This window comes from Chitinophagaceae bacterium (assembly GCA_016717285.1).
GTDB lineage: Bacteria > Bacteroidota > Bacteroidia > Chitinophagales > UBA10324 > JACCZZ01.
This window is the reverse complement of the sequence record JADKFU010000005.1, coordinates 569748-589666: the sequence shown is the minus strand read 5'-3', so window position 1 is coordinate 589666 and position 19919 is coordinate 569748. Positions and strand designations below refer to the sequence as shown.

The following is a 19919-nucleotide window of genomic DNA, read 5'->3' as shown; positions in this document are numbered from 1 at the left end:
AAATGCTCGATCAAAGATCTTTAGCGCTGAGTACTTTAAAAACAGACTTTACCATTGCATTGTCTTTATACTTTAAAAATCGCAAGAATGAACTGGATGCAATAAGAAGGCTGGTTAAAAACTTAAGTCCTTCAAGACTACTCACCAAGGGATTCGCGATCGTTATGCAACATGACACTATTATCACTGATCCTTCGAAAATAGATGAGAACACTGTCATTAAAACAATTCTGAAAACAACTATCATTCACAGCAACGTAACCGAAAAAACACCCTATGAAAACCAACCTGAGCTATAACAGCGCCTTTTCAGTACTGGAAAAACTTGTTGAACAAATGGAATCCGATGAGATACAGATTGATGAACTCGCCGAGAAAGTGAAACAAGCCAATGAGCTTATTTCATTCTGCGAAAAAAAATTAAGGACTGTAGAAAAAGAAGTGAAAAAGACCATAGACAATTGATAAAAATAGAATTATAAAATAAATACATATAAATCCTTATCCCCTTTTTAACGTATATTGCTCTCATGAATAGAAGTCGCCGGAATGCTGGTTATCTGCTTCTATCTAAAATTAGTTTTGTTGCTTTACTTTTCAAATATAGCCTTTGTATTTTCGCGTTTTCATAGGCTGCTTTGCAGCTATTGCTTTCGCAATTAACTAATTCATAAAATCAATAGCGTATGTCGAATTCTACATTATCATTGGGCAAACTATCTATAGTCGTTGCTATATTTTCATTGATCGCATCGCAGCAGTCTTTGTTGGCACAAATTCCGGCGCAAACCATTATCTGGCAAAAACCTGTAGGCGGAACAAAACATGATGAAATACGCGACATGGTGAACACGCCAGATGGTGGTTGTGTATTCACCGGTTTCACTAATTCCATTGACGGAGATGTAGCTATTAATAAAGGAGATGATGATTTAATGGTCTGTAAATTAGATGCCTTTGGAAATATTGAATGGATTAAGACTTATGGGGGAAGTGGGCAGGAATGGGGAAGAAGCATTAAATTAACAAGAGATGGAGGTTACATTATCGGCGGCCATAACACGTCCCAGGGCGACTTACTTGATGTAACCGGTAACCATGGTGGTTTTGATTACTGGGTTTTAAAGTTAAACAGCAAGGGAGAATTGCAATGGCAGCAATCATTTGGCGGTTCCCTCCTCGATCTGGGTTACAGCATAGATCAAACCGATGACGGCGGTTATATAGCTTTTGGAGGCGTTAAGTCTATTGATGGAAATGTAACCGGCAAAAACACGGTCGATGCAGACTATTGGCTGGTAAAACTCGATTTCAACGGGAATATATTGTGGCAAAGAACAATCGGAGGACCCGATCATGAAGAAGGCAGTTCTGCCAGAATCACTACCGACGGTGGATTAATAATTTCAGGTTTCACCAGTTCCAACAGCGGTGATGTGACTGGGAATCACGGTACAGATGATGTTTTCATGGTAAAAACAGATTCGCTCGGTAATATAGATTGGGCCCGTTGCTACGGTGGGTCGTTAGAAGATGCCGCACGCGATGCCTGTCAAACCTCTGACGGTGGATATGTTTTCGCAGGTTATACCAATTCAGATGACGGTGATGTGAGCAGCAAGCATAATGATCAGGATATCTGGGTCGTAAAATTAGATTCTATTGGAAACATTATATGGGAGAAGGCATTCGGAGGTAACTCCCTTGAATATGCCTATTCTATTGAAGAAAACATTGATCATACAGGATACCTGGTAGCGGGTCACACGGGTTCTACCGGCGGAAATGTTTCCGGCAACAACGGATTGTATGATATCTGGGTTTTTGAACTTGACCTCAACGGTAAGCTTGTATGGCAAAAATGTTTGGGCGGATCTGACAATGATTATGGTCGCACCATTACGCAAACTTTAAATGGGGATTATTTAGTGGCCGGTTATACCAGTTCAATTGACAGTGATGTTGTAAATAAAATCGGTGGAAGCGATGGCTGGATCGTAAAGCTGAAAGGAGATTGTTTCAATCAGACATTTTATCAGGATGCTGATGGCGACAAATATGGTAACCCTTCGATCAGTATTTATACCTGCGATCAGCCTGTGGGATACATTTATGACAACACCGATTGTAATGATGCAGATGCCGCTGTTTTTCCAAATACAATTGAAGTCTGCAATGGTTATGATGATGATTGTGATTTTCAGAGTGACGAAGATATTCAAACAACGTACTATGGTGATGCAGACGGAGATACTTACGGTGATCCTTCCGTAATCAAAATGGCCTGCTCCATTGTGCCGGCAGGTTACACCACCAATAATAGTGATTGCGATGATTCAAATGCAGCAATTAAACCGGGTGTGACAGAAACCTGCAACAGCTTTGATGATGATTGCAATGGAGCAATTGACGAACCTGCAAAAATATTTTATTATACCGCCGACATTTCCGGAATACCGGCATCGGTTTCGGCAAACTCTACAGCAACCAATTTAATACGGGTAAATGGTGCCATGGTAACTACAATCTGTGAAACAGGTTTTTCTTCCAAGAATTTTGCTACCGGCAATGCATTCAATAATTCCCTGCCGGCAGTGGAATTAACCATGACACCGGCAAGTGGCTACCAACTGCAGCTGGCATCCTTTTCAGCCGATCTGAGGAGGAACAGCAACGGACCTTCAAAGGTGAGATTTGCGTATAGTTTAAATGGCGGTAATACATGGATCGACCAGGGAAGTGATTTCACCATCAACAACAGTCAGTGCGGCGCAGGAACTCCTTCCTCATGGGATTTTGCGGACTTTACACTTGCACAAACTATCATTTTCAGAATCTACGGCTACGGCTCAGTCAATGCCGCAGGCGTGCTGCAATTGCTCAATGTATCCATTAATGGTACCGTTTGCCTGATGTTTGATGAAGACCATGATGGTTATATTGCTGCTCTGGATTGCAATGATGGCAATGCTTCCATTCATCCCAATGCCATTGAAAAATGCAATGCCATCGACGATGATTGTGATACAGAGATTGATGAAGGCGCCAAGACAACCTTCTATGCTGATGCAGACCATGACGGTTATGGAAATCTGGCTGTTACCTCCAAGGCCTGCAGTGTTCCCCAGGATTTTTCCCCGGATAGCAGTGATTGCAACGATCTTGATGCGGCTATACATCCCGGCAGTGCAGAAGTATGCAATGGTATAGATGAAAATTGCGACACCCAGATAGATAATGGCGTGCTGATCTCTTTTTACGCTGATACCGATAATGACAATTTCGGAGATCCGAATAACATGACGCCGGCTTGTTTACAACCTTCCGGATACGTTTTGAATAACAGTGATTGCAACGATGCAAACACTGCCATCTCTCCATCTGCAACCGAAACCTGTAACGGAGTGGATGATAATTGCGACGCTTTTACCGATGAACCGGTCAGGATTTATCACTATGTCGACAATACTTCAGGTATACCTGTGATTGTAGGTCTTCATGCCACAGCGTCTAACCTGCAACCGGCAAACGGAGTATTTCCTGCCTTAGGAACCTCTGGCTGTCCAACCGGTTACACAACAAAAAATTATTCCACCGCATTGGATTTCAGCACTTCATTTAGTGCAGTGCAATTTACCATTACACAAAATTCAGGTTATCAGATTAACGGCTCATCCTTTTCTGTTGATCTCAGAAGAAGCGGATCCGGACCCAAAAAAATCAGGATGGCCTACAGTGTAACCGGAGGTAGTAATTGGGTAGATGAAGGTGTTGATCATGATATAATATCTAATTCGGACTGCGGTGTTACCACTAACTTCCAATGGGATTTTCCGGATTTTGCCACAGGACAGCCGCTCATAGTAAGAATATACGGATTTCAAGCAGGCGCGGGGTCAGGTACACTGCAAATACTTAATGCCCGCCTGGATGGAAATATTTGTCAGATACTGGATGCGGACAACGACACTTATAATACAATAGTTGATTGCAATGATGCAAATCCTACCATACATCCTAACGCTTTAGAATCCTGTAATACTGTTGACGACAATTGCAATTCAGAAATTGATGAAGGTGTTAAGCTGACCTTTTATGCTGATGCCGATAATGATGCATTCGGTAACGCTGCAATTACAACACTTGCCTGCACGCCGCCGGCAGGTTATGTTTCGTCGAATACCGATTGTAATGACGCCGTAGCAACAGTTTATCCCGGTGCCCCTGAACAATGCAACGATGTAGATGACGATTGTGATAACCAGTTTGATGAAGGCGCGAGCGCTACCTTTTATTTAGATACCGACAACGATGGTTATGGAAGTCCCGATGATTTTATCGTAACATGCCCTGCTCCTCCGGGTTATGCGCCGACCTTTCCCGATTGTAATAATAATGATGCCTCCATCAATCCGGGAGCTACAGAAATATGCAATCTGGTAGATGATGATTGTGATGCCGCAACAGATGAAGATGTTGAACTATCTTTTTACTTAGATGATGATAACGACACTTTTGGCAATCCGGCTATCAGTATTTTAGCGTGTGTTGCTCCTCCAGGTTATGTTGCAAGCGATGCTGATTGCAATGATGCCGATTCGGGCATTCATCCTAACATACCTGAAACCTGCAATAATATAGATGACAATTGCAATGGAATCCTGGATGAAGCTGTTCAGATCTATCATTATGTTGACAATACTAACGGCACTCCGCTTTCTGTCGATGCAGATGCAACAGCTACTAACCTGATAATGGTCAATGGTGCTACCACCAGTAATTCTTGTCCAACTGGTTTCTCAACAAAGAATTTCCCCGATTCAACCTTGTTTGATACCACATTGCCGGCTGTTGAATTCAGCATATTAGCCAATAGCGGTTATCAGATTGGAGCTTCCTCAATATCGGCCAATGTTAGAAGAAGCAGCAGTGGTCCGTCAACCATCAGACTTGCTTACAGTTTAGACAATGGTGCCAGCTGGATTGACGAAGGAGTTAATCATTCGATCACAAACGAATTGTGCGGAGTAACCAACAGTACTATTTGGGATTTCGATGATTTTATCACCTCACAAAATCTTAAATTCCGTTTTTATGGATTTAATGCTTCAGCCACAACAGGCACGCTGCAACTACTGGATATAAATTTCAATGGCAATGTTTGCCACTTTGCAGATGATGATGGCGATGGATTCAATACTTCTGTTGATTGCGATGATAATAACGCATTCGTATATCCAAACGCCCCTGAAATCTGTAATGGCGTTGATGATAATTGCAATGCGGATATAGATGAAGGCGTAAAAGTGAAATTTTATACAGATGCAGATAATGATACTTATGGTAATTCAGAGGAAACCATTCTCGCCTGCAATGCGTCAACAGGTTTCGTAGCAGACAGCACTGATTGTAACGATATGAATGTTGCTATTCATCCCAATACGGCAGAAATCTGTAACGGCCTGGATGAAGATTGTAATAATCAGATTGATGAGGGTGTGCTGACTATCTTCTATGCTGATAACGATCACGATACTTACGGTACACCTTCTTTCAATATTTTGGCCTGTACTCTTCCGGCAAATTATTCCTTAAATGATGACGATTGCAATGACGCTAATCCTGCTGTTAATCCTTCCGGCAACGAAACCTGCAATGGCATTGATGACAATTGCAATGGCACGAAGGACGAACAGGTGGCTGTCTATAAGTACACTACCAACACTTCCGGAATTCCTTCCCTTATTTCAGCCAATGCTACAGCAACAAATGTGGGTGCAGTAAACGGTGCTGCGCTATCAACAGGATGCCCAACCGGGTTGATAATTGTAAACTTCACCAATGCTGCTAATTACAGTACTTCCTTACCTGCCATTGAATTCACTCTTAATCCGCTGAGCGGCTTTCAAATTGAACCCGCTTTTTTTACAGTTGACCTTAGAAGAACCGGCAACGGACCCTCACTTGTTCGTTTCGCATACAGCATCGATAACGGAAACAACTGGATAAATCAGGGGATTGATCAAACTGTACTTACCGGCCCGTGTGGTGGCACAACTACTTTCACTTGGGATGTCAATGACTTTATAACTACGCAACCCATTAAATTCAGAATCTTCGGATTTAAAGCATCTAAAACATCAGGCATGCTTCAGGTACTCAATCTGACACTGACAGGAAAAGTGTGTCCGCTTTCTGTTGATGCGGATAGCGATGGATATGATGCATTATATGATTGTAATGACAATGATCCAAAAATCAATCCCGGAACAGTTGAAATATGTAACACGTTGGATGATAATTGCGATGGCCAGACAGATGAAGGGGTCACTCAGACTTTTTATGCAGATAATGATCATGACAATTATGGCGATCCTGCAATTTCAGTCATTGGATGCAATGTACCCGATGGATTTGTTACTAATAATGCTGATTGCAACGACGGACCGGATGGGAGCGTTTTTAATCCCGATGTATCAGAAATCTGCAATTCTCTCGACGATAATTGTAATTCGCAAATTGATGAAGGTGTAAGTACAACTTCCTATGCTGATACTGATCTTGATGGATATGGAAATGCAGCAGTTTCCTTTACCGGATGTTTTGTGCAATCGGGATATGTGCTAACAAGCTCTGACTGTAATGATAGCAACCCATCTGTAAATCCTGTTGCGAAAGAAATATGCAATCTTATTGACGATGACTGCGATGCACTTATTGATGAACCTGGAGACATTTATCATTATACTGACAACCATGAAGGCATTCCGGACGCAATAGCTCTTCATGCGACCGGAACGAACTTCAAATTGGTGAATGGTGCTATCACTACCGTCAATTGTCCAACCGGATTTCTGTCAAAAAATTATTCTACCGCCTTCAATTTCAGCACTTCTGTTCCTGCAATTGAATTTACAATCGTGGCAGATCCGGGATACAGAATTGAAGCCTCCTCTTTTACGGCAGCGCTGAGAAGAAATGGTGGCGGACCTTCCAAGATTCGTTTTGCATACAGCATTGATAGTGGTTTTTCATGGATCACCCAGGAAACCAACCAGGCTTTGCAAAATGCGGAATGCGGAGTGATGACCAATTCTTCATGGGACTTTCCGGATTTTTTCACAACAGGACAGGTGTACTTTAGAATTTATGGTTTTGATGCTTCTTCAACATCAGGCATGCTTCAGGTGCAGGATGTAATTATTAACGGAAATGCTTGCAAGCTGATATTTGATGATGATCATGACGGATATAATACGACAGTTGATTGCGATGATTCCAACCCCGCGATATTTCCCAACGCGACAGAAGTATGTAATGATGTCGATGATAATTGTGACAGCCAGATTGATGAGAATCTGAAATTAACTTTCTATGCTGACGCAGATAATGATTCATATGGTAACCTCAATGTTTTATTGTTAGCCTGTTTCGCTCCGGCAGGATACGTTTCTGATAATACTGATTGTAACGATGCCGCTGTAAATGTGCATCCGATGGCAACTGAAATCTGCAATTTTATTGATGATGATTGCGATACGCAGATTGATGAAAATGTAGTTCCCACCTACTATCTTGACAACGACAACGATTCTTATGGTAATCAGACTGATTCAGTAATCACCTGCTTTGCTCCTGCAGGATACGTTCCTGATAATACTGATTGCAACGATGGCAATGGAAACATTCATCCCAACGCTGCGGAAACCTGTAACAACATCGATGACAATTGCAGTGGGTCAACAGACGAAGCAACCACTATTTACAGTTACACAGACAATTCATCAGGAGCTTTTAATTACGTTGATATCAATGCAAGCGCTTCGAATTTGAGCCGCCTCAATGGCGCTGATAAAAGTACGTCCTGCCCAACCGGCTTTTCTTCCAAAAACTTTGTTTCTACAGTTGAATACAGTACAAGCCTTGGTGCTGTAGAATTCTCCCTGTCTCCTTTAGCCGGATATAAAATTGAAGCTACTTCATTTACTGCTGAACTGAGAAGAAGCAACAGCGGCCCGGCTTCCATTCGTTTTGCATATAGCCTCGACAATGGAGTTACCTGGATCGATCAGGGTTTTAATCAGTCATTGTTCAGTAATGGTTGCGGTCTAATGACGCCAACTTCCTGGGATTTTTCCGATTTTTCAACACCTCTCCCACTCAAATTCAGAATCTACGGATTTAATGCGGTCTCCACTTCCGGAGTGCTTCAAATAATGAATGTTAACCTGAATGGAAAAGTATGCCCGTTAGTTGATCTTGATGCTGATGGCTATGAATCTGCGGTGGATTGCAATGATACAAACGCGTTAATAAATCCAGGCGCAATTGAAGTTTGTAATAATGTAGATGATAATTGCGATGCGCAAGTTGACGAAAATGTGAAACTAATTTTCTATGCTGATGCAGATGGTGACACGTATGGTGATTCGTTAGTTTCAACGCTTGCCTGTTTACAGCCGGTAGGTTATAGTTCTGATGCTACCGATTGTAATGATGGCAATGCTGCAATAAATCCGGCACAGGCTGAAATGTGTAACAACGTCGATGATAACTGTGATGGTATTACTGATGAAGCCATACAGGCATTTCATTATACGACTAATACAGCAGGTGTTCCTGCATCTTTCGCAAAGCATTCAACGGTTACCAATTTAATTCTTGTCAATGGTGTTACCACTGCGACAGGTTCAGGTGCTTGCTTAACAGGAACATCTAACAAAGGTTTTACAAGTGCAACTACTTTCAATACTTCTTTGCCTGCTGTACAATTTACTATTACACCGGACTCAGCTTACCAGGTGGATGCCGGAACTTTCTCCGCAGAGTTCAGGAAAAATGGGGGTGGTCCGGCTTCCTTACGGTTTGCATATAGCAAGGATGGTGGAAATTCATGGATTGATCAAGGCATCAACCAGTCGCTCACTAATTCCGACTGCGGTGTGATGACGAGTGCTCTTTGGGACTTTGATGATTTTTCAACCTATCAGCCGCTTGTTTTCAGAGTATATGGTTTCAATGCTTCCTCTACTTCCGGAATACTTCAGCTCTCAAATATAAACCTTGTTGCTAAAGTATGCCTGATTCCAGATTTGGATAACGATGGGTATAATTTAGTGGATGATTGTGATGATACAAATCCTGCGATTCATCCAAATGCTCCGGAAGCATGCAACAGTATTGACGATAATTGCGATTCTCAAATTGATGAAACAGGAGATATCATTTTCTACGCTGATGCGGATAATGATTCTTATGGTAATCCTAATGTTACAAAATTTGCCTGCACAACACCGGTTGGTTATGTTGCAAATAATAACGATTGCAACGATTCAAATGCTGCCATTCAACCTCTCGCCACAGAAACCTGTAACACTGTTGACGACAATTGCAATGGAACAATTGATGAAGCTTCAAAAATTTATAACTACACAGACAATACTTCAGGAATTCCTTTCTATTTGTCAACCAATGTAACTGCTACCAATCTCAAAGTTGTAAATGGTGCTATTATAGGAACCGCCCCTGCAGCTTGTCCCACCGGATTCTCTTCAAAAAATTTCCCTGTTACCACAACTTATGCCGCTACGTTGCCGGCTGTTGAATTTACCCTGACTCCGGCTACAGATTACAGAATTGAAGCGCAGTCATGGTCGGTGCAGTTTAGGAAAAGCGCCGGTGGACCTGGTTCGCTCCGGCTTGCATACAGTATAGATGGTGGTGCTAACTGGATTGATCAGGGAAGCAATCTATCACTACCTAACAATACAGCATGTGGTGTTATGACAACCGCTTCCTGGGACTTTGCGGACTTTTATTTAGAGCAACCTCTCAAATTCAGGATTTACGGATTTAATGCTTCAAATATTACAGGTATTCTTCAATTGATGAATGTGACTGTTACTGGAAAAGTCTGCTTTGTAGGAGACGCTGACGGAGATGGATTTGACGTTTCGATTGATTGTAACGATAACAACCCTGCGATCTATCCGGATGCAACAGAAGTTTGCAACGGTATAGATGATGATTGCGATACACAGACCGATGAAAATGTAAAGTCGACGTTCTATGCAGACGACGATCATGATTCTTATGGCAACCCTGCTTTTACAACTTTGGCCTGCATGGCACCTGTTGGTTTTGTGGCTGACAGTAACGATTGCAATGATGCCAATGTGGCTGTGAACCCAACAGCAACAGAAATTTGCAATTCCATTGATGATGACTGTGATAGTGAAATTGATGAAAACGTAATACTAACTTTCTATGTTGATAGTGACAATGATGGTTACGGTAATCCTTTCGATTCAACGACAGCTTGCGTTGCTTCGGCTGGTTATGCGGCGAACAATACGGATTGTAATGACGATAACATGAATGTGAATCCCGGTGCATCGGAAATTTGCAATGGTCTTGATGACAATTGTGATACACAAATAGATGAAAATTTAATTGTCACTTTCTATTCGGACGATGATAATGATTCTTACGGTAACCTCTCGGTTGCTATAACAACTTGTTCCGCTCCGTATGGTTACGTTGCAGATAGTACCGATTGTGATGATTCCAATGCAGACATTCATCCCAACGTTGTTGAAACGTGCAACCTTATTGACGACAACTGTAATGGAACAATTGATGAAGACGTAATTATTTATTCTTATACAGACAATATCACTGGCACTCCATTTTCCTTTGCTGCCAATTCAACGGGTGGTAGTTTAATCCGCGTGAACGGAGCTAAGAAAAATACTCAATGTCCAACTGGATTTTCTTCCAAAACCTTTTCATCTGCTGCATCATTTAATACAGATTTAGCCGCTATTGAATTCGCCATTGCTCCATTAACCGGCTATCAGGTCGAAGCCACTTCTTTTAGTGCCGAGTTGAGAAGAAACAACAAGGGTCCTGCTTCCGTGCGCTTTGCTTACAGTCCTGACAATGGAACCACCTGGATTGATCAGGGTATCGATCAATCATTAAAAAATAAGGGCTGTGGTGTAATGACAGTTGCTTCCTGGAATTTTTCAGATTTTTCATCCTCTGTTCCTATAAAATTCAGAATCTATGGATTCAAAGCGACAGGTACATCCGGCGTTCTTCAGGTTATGAATATTACGCTCAACGGAAATGTTTGCCAGGCAGTTGATGAGGATGGTGATGGATTTGATGCTCGGGTGGATTGCGATGATAACAACCTGAATATCTTTCCGGGTGCTATAGAATTATGCAATGGGTTAGATGACAATTGTGATTTGAATATTGATGAAAATTCAATTGAGGTATTTGTTACGGCACTGGGAGAAACTAATATCTGTTCTACCGGTTTCGTAAAACTAAAGGCCAATGGAGGTTCCGGCTTAACGTATCAATGGTACAAAGACGACCTGCTCCTTGCAGGAAAAACCAATCAAACTTACAAAGCAACTGTTCCGGGAACTTACAAGGTATTAGTCACTAATCTCAGCTTTTGCAGCAATACTTCAACTCCTGTAAATGTGTTTAGCTTTTGCAAGGAAGATTCAGTTGCTCAGTTAACAAAGATTGGCACCTTCCTGCTGTATCCAAATCCAACGAGAGACAACTTTGTGATTGAATTAACTCCCGGTAATTCCAGTGCTGCAATGAGTGCGAAAACCATACAAGCAAACATTAGCATTACCAATCTTTTCGGACAGATCGTTTATGCAGAAAACATTCAATTGGTTAATGGCGAATTGAAAAAGGAAATAAAATTATCCGATTCCTTCATCGAGGGAATGTATCTGGTAAAAGTGATACTGAATGATGAAACAGCTACCAGCGAAGATGTGCAATGGACAGGACGGATTATGATACAGAAATAATATTTGTCAAACTCCGGTGATGGCATCAGCATGTCACCGGAGTTTTTTTCAATGCAGCAGCATGATACAAAATATGTTTGTAACCACTTTCATCCCTACACATTTCAATAGCAATATTTTTTAATAGCAGGAACACAACTTTCATATCGCTGTAGTTTATTGACAACAACTATTGTTGAAGATTCTCCATATTAAATTCACTGTTTATTTCTTATTCATGCAGCTATCGAAGATTTTGAAGTGTCTTCACTACCTACTTCAAATCATTTTTCTTTATGAAAAAATTAGCCGGCAGCTTATTCATCATGCTAATACTGTCATCCTGTAAAAAGGAATCAACGAATCCTGCAGACAATGGTCCTTATTTTTCACAGGTGAAAACAATTGTTGATCAACACTGTGTCAGTTGTCATTACCAGGGTGGGCAAGGGATGCCGGTGATATTGACTGAAGATTCTGACATTGTAAATAATGCAGCCAATATTAAATCAGCCACCATTGATACACCATCATGGTTTAATAAAAGAATGCCTCCGGATGGTGAATTGTCAGATGCTGACAAAACAACTATTCAAAATTGGTTTGATAATGGGGGGCAAATCGATGATTAAAAAAAGTATTCGGTTGTATATTATTTCTGCAAATCAATTATCAATACAAGAGAGCTCACTCCCTAACCAGGCGGCAAGACGTGTTGAACCTGAATCATTCAAATGATTTTCATCTTTAAAATTTTCAGGGTCAGAAAAAATTTCAGCAGGAGGAATAAGTACCGTTCCATATTTTTTGTAAAATAAATAGGCGTTTGGCATTTGCTTTACAGGATTAAAACCCGGCAGAAAAACAAATTGGAGTTGCACATTATTGACGCTGGCAAGTGCTGCTATTTCCGAAATGAAATGCTCAGGAAAATTCATTTTCATATCCTGCAATAAAGAACCCTGATCCGGCTCAATAATATTTAATGCTGGCACTTGTTGACGCGCTGAGAATTTTTCCGTTGAAGCACCATAACCATACAATGATAAAGCAACGGTGCGCTGTTCAAAATCTTGTGGACGAATATGCAAGTACGATTTTAATAAAACTATTCGCACTTGTAATGCTTTCCAAAAATCACTGAAGTAACGTGTATTGAAAAATACAGGTTTCAAAACATCTGCTGAGGAAGCAACATATCCGAAATCAAGATGACTATAAGGATCTTCATCTTCCCGGACTTCGACCACCAAATTTTTAATTTGTTTTGATGCAAGCAAATCCTTCACTACTTCGTAATCAAAGTTGCGCCCGAACCGGCAATAGCCAAGGTTAGCAACATGCAGCGCATTGCCACACCTTTGCTTAATCAGAACCTCCAGCAGTGAATCAGGAATTGCATGAATGGTTCTGGATGAGCCAATAAATGCGATGTCAATACCTTCAGGATTATTCATTCTGCCATAAATCCAGCTCGCATGGTTGTAACAATCATCTTTTATGAAACGATAACCAAACTCCTTGTTAAACGGAATCACAAAAAGGAATCCTATAATAGAAACAGGAAGCAATGAGAATATTAGAAGATTAATAATCAGTTTGCGCGTCATGCTTCAGAATTGAAAATAAATGAAAGTAGGTGCAGCTTCATACACTCCAAAAAGAACTATCGCTGCAATCATTGCATAATAAAGAGTCCAACGGATTGCTTTGGGGAAAATATTTTCAATCAGTTGTATTCGTTTTGACTTTATGAGCCACTCTGCTACTGCAAAAATTACTAATAAGATGATCAGGAAAACCGGAAAAACAGGGTGCAATTCCTGAGCAGCAAGTTGGTGCCAGACAGTTTGAAAATCCATTGCAAAAGTTTCAGGATTAAACTGCAGTGATTTAACAATCTCGAGTGCAGTGCTTAAATTTTTCGCACGAAAAAAAATCCATGCAAAGCTGACGAGATTGAAAGTGATGACCACGCTCAAAAAGCTATTCAGTCCGCTCAAATGCTGCAAACCGGTGATGCGCTTCACTTTATTTCTTAATGCAAAAGAATATTTTTCTGTAATTACAAACACACCATGCAACAATCCCCATATAACAAAAGTCCAATTTGCACCATGCCATAATCCCGAAACGAGAAAAACAATAAAGATGTTGAATGTCCATTTAAGAAGAGATACCTGATTACCTCCTAAAGGAATATACACGTAGTCCCTGAACCAGGTTGATAATGAGATGTGCCAGCGACTCCAGAACTCACTTACAGACCTGGATGAATAGGGGCTGTCAAAATTCTTCATCAAGCTGAACCCCATAACTTTCGCAGCACCGATAGCAATATCAGAGTATCCTGAAAAATCACAATAAATCTGGATCGCGAAACACCAGGTGGCAATAAGCTGGAAATTGCCATGATAGTGAGCAGGATTATTATACACGGCATCTGCATACATGGCAAGATTGTCTGCAATTACCATCTTCTTGAAAAATCCCCACAGCATTTGTTTTAAACCGGAAGTGACGCGGTCATAATCAATTTCATGTTTTTCATAAAACTGGTGTAGCAAGTTTTGAGGACGCTCGATGGGTCCCGCTACCAACTGCGGATAAAACATAACGTACAATGCATAAATACCAAATTTCCTTTCCGGTTGCTGGTTGCCACGATAAACTTCTATTACATAACTCAAGCTCTGAAAAGTGTGAAATGACAGGCCAATCGGAAGAATCAGGTTCAATGCTGCAATGGAATAGTTACAATGAAAAAAAGTGGCTATGAATGCAAAGTTTTCATTGAAGAAATTGAAATACTTGAAAATAAGTAGTGCAATGCACGTAGAAAATATGCTGACCATCAAATATAGTTTCCTATGATTAGGGTCTGAGGATGCAATCATTCTTGCTGCAGTGTAATCTATCAGAATCAGCAAAAACAAAATGAGCAGGTATGCCGGAATAAAATACATGTAAAAAATGCAACTGGCTGTAAGCAGCAGGAGCCACCGATAGCGATGCTTCAGAACGAAATATAGTATGGTAACAACAGGAAAAAATATGAGGAAGTCACCAGAGTTGAAACGCATCCCGCTTTATTTCAAATGTTAACTGCAGATTAAAGAACCGGAAAATTTACAGCGTTCAAAAGATACATCGATTTTCAGAAATATTCACAAATCATCAAGGTTGCGGCGAGAGCTGATGATACTAAAAAAGGTGCAGCAAAAAGTCTCGGGTTCAGGTTATTGAGATTAATGCAGAACTTCAGTCCTCTAAAATAAAAAACCCGTCCCGACAAAGTCGGAACGGGCTCTGAATCTTGAAGATATTGGAAGAAACAACTTACCAGCAGGTAAGTATTTGTCCCGACCCTAGGGTCGGGAACTTGCTCTAAAAAGGAGGTATTCCAGCCGCACCTTCCGATACGGCTACCTTGTTATGACTTAGCCCCAGTTACCGGTTTTACCTTGAACGACTCCTTACGGTTATCGTCTTCAGGTACACCCGGCTTCCATGGCTTGACAGGCGGTGTGTACAAGGTCCGGGAACGTATTCACCGCGCCATTGCTGATGCGCGATTACTAGCGATTCCAGCTTCATGAAGTCGAGTTGCAGACTTCAATCTGAACTGAGACGGGCTTTTTGGGATTAGCTCCTTGTCACCAAGTGGCAACCCATTGTACCCGCCATTGTAGCACGTGTGTAGCCCTGGACATAAAGGCCGTGATGACTTGACGTCGTCCCCTCCTTCCTCACTGCTTACGCAGGCAGTTCCACTAGAGTCCCCGGCATTACCCGATGGCAACTAGTGATGGGGGTTGCGCTCGTTGCGGGACTTAACCCAACACCTCACGGCACGAGCTGACGACAGCCATGCAGCACCTTGCAAACAGTCCCTTGCGGGAAAGACACCTTTCGGCATCGGTCTGAATGCATTCTAGCCCAGGTAAGGTTCCTCGCGTACCATCGAATTGAACCACATGCTCCACCGCTTGTGCGGACCCCCGTCAATTCCTTTGAGTTTCAACCTTGCGGTCGTACTCCCCAGGTGGATTACTTAATGCTTTTGCATAGACCCGTACAGTGTATCGCACAGATCGAGTAATCATCGTTTAGGGCGTGGACTACCAGGGTATCTAATCCTGTTTGATCCCCACGCTTTCGTGCCTCAGCGTCAATGTCAGTTTAGCGAGCTGCCTTCGCAATTGGTGTTCTGTGTCATATCTAAGCATTTCACCGCTACACGACACATTCCGCCCACCTCAACTGAATTCAAGACCAATAGTATCAATGGCAGTTTCCCGGTTGAGCCGGGAGATTTCACCACTGACTTAAAGGCCCGCCTACGCACCCTTTAAACCCAGTAAATCCGGATAACGCTTGCACCCTCCGTATTACCGCGGCTGCTGGCACGGAGTTAGCCGGTGCTTATTCCTCTGGTACCGTCAAGCCCCGTAGAAACGGGGTGTTTCTTCCCAGATAAAAGCAGTTTACAACCCAGAGGGCCTTCATCCTGCACGCGGCATGGCTGGTTCAGGCTTTCGCCCATTGACCAATATTCCTTACTGCTGCCTCCCGTAGGAGTCGGGCCCGTATCTCAGTGCCCGTGTGACTGGTCGTGCTCTCACACCAGTTACTGATCGTTGCCTTGGTAGGCCGTTACCCTACCAACTAGCTAATCAGACGCACACCCATCTCTTACCACCGGAGTTTTAATCTTTAGATGATGCCATCCTAAGATTTTATGGGGAATTAGCCCCGATTTCTCGGAGTTGTGCCCCAGTAAGAGGGAGGTTGTGTACGTGTTCCTCACCCGTCTGCCACTCGTCAGCATGTATTGCTACACCTGTTACCGTTCGACTTGCATGTATTAAGCCTGCCGCTAGCGTTCATCCTGAGCCAGGATCAAACTCTCCGTTGTAAAAAAACTTGAGTTAATTCTAGCTTAAAACACTTACCTTTTTTTAATGCTGGCTTATTGTTATCTTCCAATACTTCAAAGAACATTATCCCGACAAAACCGGGACTTGCAAATTGCCGGGAAATCTCTTCCCAACTACCTGATATTTTTAATTACTAAGAACTGTTTTAAGGAGTGCTTTTTCAAAAGCGGGACACAAAGGTAAAGGGAATTATTGAAAATGCAACCGCAGCTTGAAAATAATTTAAAGCTGTGCAAAATCCACATTCCATAGTAGTTGAATATCAAATCATTAGGTGAAATATTCCGTGGATAAAATAATCTTCTCAGGGTCTGCATAAGTAATAAAAAGGTACCACAATTCGAATTATGGATAATTTATGCTGCTATTTAAAATGCAAACTGCCGATGACTTAAATTTAATTGATGAACACAAAACCATTATGAAAACCAATTCAAATGAATTGTATTCCTTCGATATAATCAGACCTCAGCTTCATCCTTTGACGCTGGCCAATATGCGTTAATAACGCATTATCTGAAACCTGTTTCCATAAGACTATCATTTTAAAAGATTCATTTATCACCCCTTCATTGTAACTGAAAATTGATACTGGATAATTTTTCATTCCAGCATTAAATATTCCTGTTGTCGAGCCAAAATGAAATCTCTCAAATTATTGGTGTTGCCCGAGGTCTTGTTAAGAGCTGTTATCTCCTATTCTTTTACCTTTATCGAATTATTAAACCAAAAAAATACAGTTCAATACCTTCTAAATGCACTTGATTGAGTGTCGTGTTTGATTTTCTAAATAAAGATGTAGCAACCATGCAAAAGAAGACTTCTACTCTAAGAATCAATCGTTGGCATTTTTGTAATTCTTTCCTTATTGCAGTAACTTTTCAGTCTTTCATTTTCTTTTCATCTCAAATTACCGCCGTTTGAAATTACTATCAGTCAGAACATTTGTAGTACTGGCACTGCTGAATTTATATTGTCCGTTAGCGCATGCACAAAATGAGACGGATACACCTTCTCGGATTGTGCCTGATAGCAGCCGATGCCCGGTAGAGGACCTTGCTGATGTAATCCGCAATGGGAAACCGCGAAAAAATGAGAAGCCGCCAAAAAACCATTATATCTTCCTTACGCCGGTAATTGGATCATCACCGGCTACAGGATTCATAGTAGGTGCTGCCGGACAGTTGTCCTTTAAGGGAATTGACCCTAATGATAAATACTCCGTTATCAATTCAAACTTGCAGTTAACAACAAAGAACCAGGTCCTTTTCCAGATCAAAAACAATCTCTTGCTCGCTCATAACAAACTTTTCATGTCAGGTGATTTACGGTTATTTATTTATTCTCAACCGACTTATGGCTTAGGCACTGATGCACTCAATAAAGATGTAGACGGCGGTGGAATAATAATTGGTAATGAAAGCATAGAAGCTGATTCTGTAGCACAGAGTATGAAATACCACTATTTTAAATTACATCAACTCGCTGCCTACAATTTCAATGGCATTTTCTATATAGGCGCAGGAATCAAGTTTGATGTATATAACAAGATAAGTGTGGAATATCCGCTGCTCAATGGAGCAGATACTTCTTTTCACACGGAGTACAGCTTGCTGAATGGGTATGATTCAACAAGGTATTCGTTAAACGGCTTTAGTTTGAACGGTATTATTGATACAAGAGACAATCAGATTAATGCTACCAGGGGTATGTTCATGAACCTGAGCTTTACTTATAATCCGCAATATGCGTCAGCAAATCATCCGTCAGCGCAAAAACGAAGTTCCATTTTTGAAGGTGAATTGCGCTACTTCAAAACGTTTAAGGTGCGCCATCATGATAATACGGTGGCTTTATGGGTTCTTGGTACCTGGATCGCCGGCGGCACAGCGCCTTATCTTACTTTACCGGCCATCGGCTGGGACCAACGCAGCCGGAGTGGCAGAGGATATGCGCAGGGAACATTCAGGGGAGAGAGCTTCCTCTATGGTGAGTTTGAGTACCGTTTTCCAATTACTTGTAATGAAGTGCTGGGAGGAGTTGTATTCGTAAATGGCACCACCACCAGTGACCGTTCGCGTGACCTGCCGCTCTTCCGCTACATACAACCTGCATTTGGTTTCGGACTACGGATTCTGATAGACAAGGCCTCGCGCACCCATCTTGTATTGGATTATGGTATCGGAAAAAAATCAAGCGGGTTTTATCTGAATGCCGGAGAAACGTATTGAAATAATTGCAATTGAAAAATCAGTTTCAAATTGTTTACGCTAAATTTTATAAAAACATCCCCGCTTTCATCGGAGGATTTTTATAGCAGATGCCATGATAACAACATGCAATTTCATTTTCAAAATCGATCTCTTATAAAACATGCAGCAAACATAAAATGAAACAAATCACACTTCGCATGATCAGTCTTACAACGCTGATCTATATATCATTTCTATTGTGCACTATCAATATGGTTCAGGCACAAACACAAAAGAATTCCGGTATCCATTACATTTACCTGGTGCGTCATGGTATTTATGACTATGATGCAAATGCCACCGACAACCGCGTATCCAATGCCCTCAATACATTGGGCCATGAGCAGGCAAAACTGATTGGTAAGCGTTTGGCCGCTCTACCCATAAAATTCACACACTTCGCCAGCAGTGAATTCCTTCGCGCCAAACAGACTGCCGATGACATGGGAAAGATTATGAATCTAACTCCCCTGCGTGACAGCTTATTGAATGAATGTATGCCGTCTTCAAACAATACTGATTTAATGAAAGGTGGAAGGCCTGCAGATTTGAATGCCTGCGATTCTGCACGCTACAGGGCCTGGAAGCATTGGTTCGCTGCTACTCCTGCAAGTGACACTTATGATCTGTTGGTATGCCATAGTGGAGTAATTACCTGGACGGCATTGCATGCAGTGGGCGCAGATACCAGAGATTGGAACAACATGGACATTGGGAATGCGTCCCTTACAATTATTGCCATTAAGCCTGATGGAACGGCATCGCTGGTGATGTACAGTGATGTAGGTCATCTTCCTGTGGAGAAACAAACGTGGAGTGCAACTGGTGGAGGTTGGGTGAAATAACACCAGATAACCACTTAGAACATATGATCAAAAAAATGCTCCGTCAGGATTTTTGAA

General features: G+C 41.7%; 8 protein-coding genes and 1 rRNA gene. 6 read left to right on the top strand and 3 right to left on the bottom strand.

Annotation, left to right across the window (positions count from 1 at the left end):
• Positions 1–2: 2 nt before the first annotated feature.
• The 4 genes from IPO83_12285 to IPO83_12270 all read left to right on the top strand — a co-directional run bounded on the left by IPO83_12285 (position 3) and on the right by IPO83_12270 (position 12457).
• On the top strand, positions 3–299 hold the full coding sequence (locus tag IPO83_12285; GenBank protein MBK9732041.1) for a hypothetical protein: 297 nt from the start codon (positions 3–5) through the stop codon (positions 297–299).
• Positions 277–465 carry an exodeoxyribonuclease VII small subunit gene (gene xseB, locus IPO83_12280; protein MBK9732040.1) on the top strand — a complete coding sequence of 63 codons (189 nt, stop codon included), beginning with the start codon at positions 277–279 and terminating at the stop codon, positions 463–465. The genes IPO83_12285 and xseB overlap by 23 nt, the downstream gene beginning before the upstream one ends.
• A gap of 221 nt (positions 466–686) precedes the next feature.
• Positions 687–11846 (top strand): T9SS type A sorting domain-containing protein, encoded by an 11160-nt coding sequence (locus IPO83_12275; protein ID MBK9732039.1) that lies wholly within the window; start codon positions 687–689, stop codon positions 11844–11846.
• Positions 11847–12121: 275 nt separating this feature from the next.
• Complete coding sequence (locus tag IPO83_12270) at positions 12122–12457, top strand: hypothetical protein (GenBank protein MBK9732038.1); 336 nt, start codon at positions 12122–12124, stop codon at positions 12455–12457.
• Positions 12458–12490: 33 nt separating this feature from the next.
• On the opposite strand, the gene IPO83_12265 is transcribed toward IPO83_12270, so the two are convergent.
• The 3 genes from IPO83_12265 to IPO83_12255 all read right to left on the bottom strand — a co-directional run bounded on the left by IPO83_12265 (position 12491) and on the right by IPO83_12255 (position 16743).
• Positions 12491–13435, bottom strand: a complete 945-nt coding sequence (locus tag IPO83_12265; protein MBK9732037.1) for a hypothetical protein — start codon at positions 13433–13435, stop codon at positions 12491–12493.
• Positions 13436–13438: 3 nt separating this feature from the next.
• On the bottom strand, positions 13439–14908 hold the full coding sequence (locus IPO83_12260) for an MBOAT family protein (protein ID MBK9732036.1): 1470 nt from the start codon (positions 14906–14908) through the stop codon (positions 13439–13441).
• A 308-nt stretch (positions 14909–15216) separates the two neighbouring features.
• Positions 15217–16743, bottom strand: a 16S ribosomal RNA gene (locus tag IPO83_12255).
• Between the two features lie 942 nt (positions 16744–17685).
• Here IPO83_12255 and IPO83_12250 point away from each other — a divergent pair.
• Positions 17686–18996, top strand: coding sequence for a BamA/TamA family outer membrane protein (locus IPO83_12250; GenBank protein MBK9732035.1), 1311 nt, complete (start codon positions 17686–17688; stop codon positions 18994–18996).
• Between the two features lie 158 nt (positions 18997–19154).
• Positions 19155–19862 (top strand): histidine phosphatase family protein, encoded by a 708-nt coding sequence (locus IPO83_12245; GenBank protein MBK9732034.1) that lies wholly within the window; start codon positions 19155–19157, stop codon positions 19860–19862.
• Positions 19863–19919: the final 57 nt, after the last annotated feature.

Excerpts from the sequence above, each read along its gene's own strand:
- IPO83_12270 (MBK9732038.1), top strand. The coding sequence starts at position 12,122 with ATGAAAAAATTAGCCGGCAGCTTATTCATCATGCTAATACTGTCATCC.
- IPO83_12245 (MBK9732034.1), top strand. The coding sequence starts at position 19,155 with ATGAAACAAATCACACTTCGCATGATCAGTCTTACAACGCTGATCTAT.
- IPO83_12260 (MBK9732036.1), bottom strand. The coding sequence starts at position 14,908 with ATGCGTTTCAACTCTGGTGACTTCCTCATATTTTTTCCTGTTGTTACC.
- xseB (MBK9732040.1), top strand. The coding sequence starts at position 277 with ATGAAAACCAACCTGAGCTATAACAGCGCCTTTTCAGTACTGGAAAAA.
- IPO83_12285 (MBK9732041.1), top strand. The coding sequence starts at position 3 with ATGCTCGATCAAAGATCTTTAGCGCTGAGTACTTTAAAAACAGACTTT.
- IPO83_12265 (MBK9732037.1), bottom strand. The coding sequence starts at position 13,435 with ATGACGCGCAAACTGATTATTAATCTTCTAATATTCTCATTGCTTCCT.
- IPO83_12275 (MBK9732039.1), top strand. The coding sequence starts at position 687 with ATGTCGAATTCTACATTATCATTGGGCAAACTATCTATAGTCGTTGCT.